General features: G+C 37.1%; 3 protein-coding genes and 1 rRNA gene. All 4 read left to right on the forward strand.

Annotated features, from left to right (window positions below):
* Positions 1–7 precede the first annotated feature (7 nt).
* Positions 8–1126: a DNA replication/repair protein RecF gene (recF, locus tag AC4NPH_RS22710; RefSeq protein WP_013054823.1), complete on the forward strand. Its 1119-nt coding sequence runs from the start codon at positions 8–10 to the stop codon at positions 1124–1126.
* 241 nt (positions 1127–1367) lie between these two features.
* A complete protein-coding gene (gene gyrB / locus AC4NPH_RS22715; RefSeq protein WP_013054824.1) occupies positions 1368–3284 on the forward strand; it encodes a DNA topoisomerase (ATP-hydrolyzing) subunit B in 1917 nt (638 codons plus the stop codon).
* A 126-nt stretch (positions 3285–3410) separates the two neighbouring features.
* Entirely contained in the window at positions 3411–5921 is a 2511-nt protein-coding gene (gene gyrA / locus AC4NPH_RS22720) for a DNA gyrase subunit A (protein ID WP_013054825.1), read from the forward strand.
* A 264-nt stretch (positions 5922–6185) separates the two neighbouring features.
* Positions 6186–6245 (forward strand): 16S ribosomal RNA (locus AC4NPH_RS22725); the annotation flags it as partial.

Raw genomic sequence — 6245 nt, forward strand, 5'->3', positions numbered from 1 at the left:
GAAACGTTTGTATATTAAAGAAATTACTTTAACAAATTACCGAAACTATACGAAGACAACGATTCCTTTTGAAAATAAAGTAAACGTCATTTTGGGTGAAAACGCACAGGGTAAAACAAACGTGATGGAATCGATCTTCGTATTATCTATGGCTAAATCTCATCGTACATCCAACGATAAAGAATTAATTAAATGGGACTGTGAGTATGCAAAGCTATCCGGCATTGTAGAAAAGCATAGAGGACCTGTTACACTGGATTTAGTCATCTCAACAAAAGGGAAAAAAGCAAAATATAATCACATTGAGCAGAAAAAACTCAGTCAATATATAGGGTCAATTAACACTGTCATGTTTGCTCCGGAGGATTTGAACCTAGTTAAAGGGAGTCCGCAAGTAAGGCGCAAATTTATCGATATGGAAATTGGTCAAGTTTCGCCTGTTTACATGCATGATTTAAGCAGGTATCAAAAGATTTTGCAGCAAAGAAATCAATATTTGAAGCAGCTGCAGACAAAAAAACAAACGGATCTTTCACTTTTAGACGTACTTACGTTACAGTTAAGTGAAATGGCGGCGAAAATCTTAAAAAAACGTTTTGAGTTTTTACAGTTACTTCAACAGTGGGCAGAGCCTATTCATAAAGGGATCAGTCGAGACTTAGAAACATTAAAAATTGAGTATAAGAATTCAATTGATGTATCAGAAGATGCAGATTTGTCGAAAATGTTAGAAGCATATCATCAAAAGTTTGATAAAATAAAAAGTAGAGAAATTGATAGAGGTGTCACCTTAGCAGGACCACACCGTGATGATCTTCTTTTCTACGTTAATGAAAAAGACGTTCAAACATTTGGTTCACAAGGGCAACAGCGGACGACTGCTTTATCGTTAAAGCTTGCTGAAATTGAGTTAATTCATCAAGAAGTAGGTGAATATCCAATCTTGCTTTTAGACGACGTATTGTCTGAATTAGATGATTTTCGTCAATCACACTTGCTAAATACCATTCAAGGAAAAGTTCAGACGTTTGTAACGACAACGAGCATTGAAGGAATTCATCACGAGACCTTAGAAAAAGCCGCTACATATCACGTAGAAGCTGGCCAAATTCAAAAGGTCAAATAGTAATTGATCTGTCTAAAAACTTTTCGCAAGGCAATCTAACTGAAATATGATATCATTATAGTTTTAAGTCTATATATTTCAACTCGTACCCTCGTTTATGAAAATTTTGTGCATTAAGTAAACAAATTGCAAATACATTAAAGGCTCCGTATTATTTCCACATAATATTCGAAAAACATAATACAAAATGATAAATACAGCAGTTTGCTGTTAAAAAAAAGTGTAGGTGATACATTTGACGATGGAACAAAAAGAAGTACAAGCATATGAAGCTGATCAGATACAAGTATTAGAAGGATTAGAAGCTGTTCGTAAACGTCCGGGGATGTATATTGGATCGACGAGCGCAAAGGGTCTACATCATCTTGTATGGGAAATTGTAGATAATAGTATTGATGAAGCGCTGGCCGGCTATTGCGATGAAATTAATGTTATTATCGAAAAAGATAATAGTATTACAGTCAAAGATAACGGTCGTGGAATTCCGGTTGGTATTCAAGAAAAAATGGGCAGACCTGCCGTTGAAGTTATCTTAACGGTTCTTCATGCCGGAGGTAAATTTGGCGGCGGCGGCTATAAAGTATCTGGTGGATTACACGGTGTAGGTGCCTCAGTTGTTAATGCACTTTCTACCTCTTTGGAAGTGCACGTACATCGTGACGGTAAAGTTCATTATCAAAAATATGAACGAGGTGTACCGGCTGCTGACTTAAAAGTAGTTGGAGAAACAGATAAAACAGGTACTGTTATTCAATTCCGTCCAGACGGTGAAATTTTTACAGAAACGCTTGAATACGATTTTGATACGTTAGCTAATCGTCTGCGTGAGTTAGCTTTCTTAAATCGCGGCATTAAAATTACGATTGAAGACAAACGTGAAGAAGATAAAAGACGTGAGTATCACTATGAAGGCGGAATTAAGTCTTACGTTGAACACTTAAACCGTTCGAAAGAAGTGATTCACGAAGAGCCAATCTATATTGAAGGTAATCGAGACAACATTTCTGTAGAAATTGCTATTCAATATAACGATAGCTATACAAGTAATTTATATTCTTTTGCAAACAATATTCACACATATGAAGGTGGAACGCACGAAGCAGGATTTAAAACAGCGTTAACGCGTGTAATTAACGACTATGCACGTAAAAACAGCGTATTTAAAGACAGTGACGCCAATCTAACAGGTGAAGATGTTCGTGAAGGAATTACAGCTATCATCTCTATTAAGCACCCAGATCCGCAGTTCGAAGGACAAACAAAAACAAAGCTGGGAAATAGTGAAGCAAGAACAATTACTGACTCTGTGTTTGCAGAACACTTAGAAACTTACTTGCTAGAGAACCCTATTGTGGCGAAAAAGGTAATTGAAAAAGGTTTAATGGCTGCAAGAGCAAGAATGGCAGCTAAAAAAGCTCGTGAGCTTACACGCCGTAAAAGCGCGCTTGAAATTTCAAACTTACCGGGTAAATTAGCAGATTGTTCATCAAAAGATCCTTCTATTAGCGAACTCTATGTAGTAGAGGGTGACTCTGCCGGAGGTTCAGCTAAGCAGGGAAGAAGCCGTCATTTCCAAGCTATTTTGCCTTTACGTGGTAAAATTATCAACGTAGAGAAAGCGCGTTTAGATAAAATTTTATCTAATAACGAAATTCGTACAATCATTACCGCTCTAGGAACGGGTATTGGTGACGATTTTGATATTTCGAAAGCCCGCTACCATAAAATTGTGATTATGACAGATGCAGACGTAGACGGTGCGCATATTCGTACGCTTCTTCTAACGTTCTTCTATCGCTATATGAGACAGATTATTGAGCACGGATATGTGTACATTGCTCAGCCGCCTCTTTACAAAGTTTCACAAGGTAAAAAAGTGGAGTACGCGTACAACGATCGTCAATTAGAAGAGGTATTAGCTTCTTTCCCTGAAGGCGCAAAACCAAACCTTCAGCGTTACAAAGGTTTAGGAGAGATGAATCCTGAACAATTATGGGAAACAACAATGGATCCAGAGTTCCGTACCCTTCTTCAGGTGAACTTGCAAGATGCAATTGAAGCTGATGAGACATTTGAAATTTTAATGGGCGACAAAGTAGAACCACGCCGTAATTTCATTGAAGAAAATGCTCAGTACGTAAAAAATCTTGATATTTAAATGAACGGTAATACCCTTTATATTTTTTATAAAGGGTATATAAACGTCAGGATGGAGATAGGTTCTATCCTGCGTTTACATATATATGAATTACTATACTGAACTTCGCGAAGGAGGTTCTTATCGATGTCAGATAAACCAAACTCTCAAATAAGAGAAGTAAATATTAGTCAAGAAATGCGCGCATCCTTTTTAGATTATGCAATGAGCGTAATTGTATCGCGTGCTTTACCAGATGTAAGAGACGGACTTAAGCCTGTGCACCGTCGTATTTTATATGCAATGAATGATTTAGGTATGGGATCGGATAAGCCATATAAAAAATCAGCTCGTATCGTAGGAGAAGTAATTGGTAAGTATCACCCACACGGTGACTCAGCTGTATATGAAACAATGGTTCGTATGGCACAAGATTTTAGCTATCGTTATATGCTAATCGACGGTCATGGAAACTTTGGATCTGTTGATGGAGATGCAGCAGCAGCTATGCGTTATACAGAAGCAAGAATGTCAAAAGTGTCGATGGAACTGTTGCGTGACATCAATAAAGATACAATTGATTACCAAGATAACTATGACGGTTCTGAACGTGAACCAATTGTATTACCTGCTAGATTTCCAAATTTACTTGTAAACGGTTCAGCCGGAATTGCGGTAGGTATGGCGACAAATATTCCTCCGCATCAGTTAGGGGAAGTCATTGACGGCGTTTTAGCTGTAAGTCAAGACCCTGATATCACAATTGCAGAGTTAATGGAGATTATTCCAGGCCCGGATTTCCCAACTGCAGGACAAATTCTTGGCCGCAGTGGAATTCGTAAAGCTTATGAAACTGGAAAAGGTTCTATTATTGTTCGCGCAAAAGTAGAAATTGAAGAACAAAGCAATGGTAAACAAACTATTATTGTTCATGAACTTCCATACCAAGTAAATAAAGCAAAGCTAATTGAAAAAATTGCTGAGCTAGCTCGTGATAAGAAGATTGATGGAATTACGGATTTACGAGATGAGTCTGACCGTTCAGGTATGCGTATTGTTATTGAAGTAAGACGTGATGCAAATGCAAATGTTTTATTAAACAACTTATATAAGCAGACATCTCTTCAAACAAGTTTTGGTATTAATACCCTTGCATTAGTAGATGGACAGCCAAAAGTATTGAACTTGAAGCAATGTCTACAGTACTACTTAGACCATCAGGTAGTGGTTATTCGTCGTCGTACTGAATTTGAACTTCGAAAAGCAGAAGCACGTGCGCATATTTTAGAAGGTTTAAAGATTGCTCTTGATAATTTAGATGCTGTTATTGCTTTAATTAGAGGTTCTCAAACAACAGATATTGCACGTGAAGGATTAATGACGCAGTTTTCGTTATCTGAAAAACAAGCGCAAGCTATTTTGGATATGCGCCTACAGCGTTTAACAGGATTAGAGCGAGAGAAGATTGAAGCAGAATATCAATCTTTATTAGCGCTAATTGCTGAATTAAAAGCTATTTTAGCAGATGAAGAAAAAGTATTAGAAATTATTAGAGAAGAACTAATAGAAGTAAAAGAAAGATTCAATGACGGCCGTCGAACAGAAATCGTAAGCGGAGGAGCTGAAATTATCGAAGACGAGGATCTGATTCCTCGCCAAGATATTGTTATTAGCTTAACGCACAACGGCTATATTAAACGTTTGCCTGTTTCTACGTATAAGAGTCAGCGAAGAGGCGGAAGAGGTATTCAAGGAATGAATACAAACGAAGATGATTTCGTTGAACATCTTCTAACAACTTCTACTCATGATACGATTCTCTTCTTTACAAATAAGGGAAAAGTCTATCGGACAAAAGGATACGAAATTCCAGAGTACGGAAGAACGGCTAAAGGGATACCTATTATTAACTTGTTAGAAGTAGACAAGGGTGAGTGGGTAAATGCCATCATTCGCGTCGATGAATTTGTAGACGATTGGTATCTATTCTTTACTACAAAACAAGGAATTTCTAAGCGTACACCTTTATCTTCTTTTGAGAACATTCGAAATAGCGGACTTATCGCCTTGAATTTAAGAGAAGAAGATGAATTGATTTCTGTTAAATTGACAGATGGTAAGCGCGATATGGTTATTGGAACGAAGAAGGGTATGTTAATTCGTTTTAATGAAAATGATGTTCGTTCAATGGGACGTACAGCTACTGGAGTTAAAGGGATCACTCTCGATTCAGAAGATGAAGTAATCGGTATGGAGATTCTCGAAGAACAATCAGATGTCTTGATCATTACGAAAAATGGTTACGGAAAACGTACGCCGATTGAAGAATATCGTGTACAAACAAGAGGCGGTAAAGGTTTAAGAACATGTAATATCACTGATAAAAATGGTGATGTTGTCGCACTGAAATGCGTATCTCAAGAAGAAGATATTATGCTTATCACAGTAAGCGGCGTTCTTATCCGTGTTTCTGTTTCAGATATTTCACAAATGGGCCGTAACACACAAGGTGTCAAAGTCATCCGTTTAGGAGACGAAGAGTTTGTTTCAACGGTTGCAAAAGTACAAACTTCAGAAGATGAAGACGAAGTGTTAGATGAATTAGATGAACATGAAGAGACAGATATAATAATTGAAGCTGAAGAAACAGAAGAATAAAAAAAAGCCCCTGAAAAAGCAGGGGCTTTTTTTATGTAAAAAAACCTTGCCATAGGCTTTTCATTTTGGTAATATATAAAAAGTCAGCAAAACATATATAACTTTCTTAATAGTTTTAAAAAAGTTATATAAAAGTGTTGACAACGATTCTTATAAAGTGTTATTATATAGGAGTCGCTTTAAGACAAGAGTTCTTTGAAAACTGAACGAAATAGTAAACGTCAACGTTAATTTTTATTTTTTAAATTGAGCAAGTCAAACATTTCTTCGGAGAGTTTGATCCTGGCTCAGGATGAACGCTGGCGGCGTGCCTAATACATGCAA

It is taken from the genome of Priestia sp. MDV22-iso46, assembly GCF_058629175.1.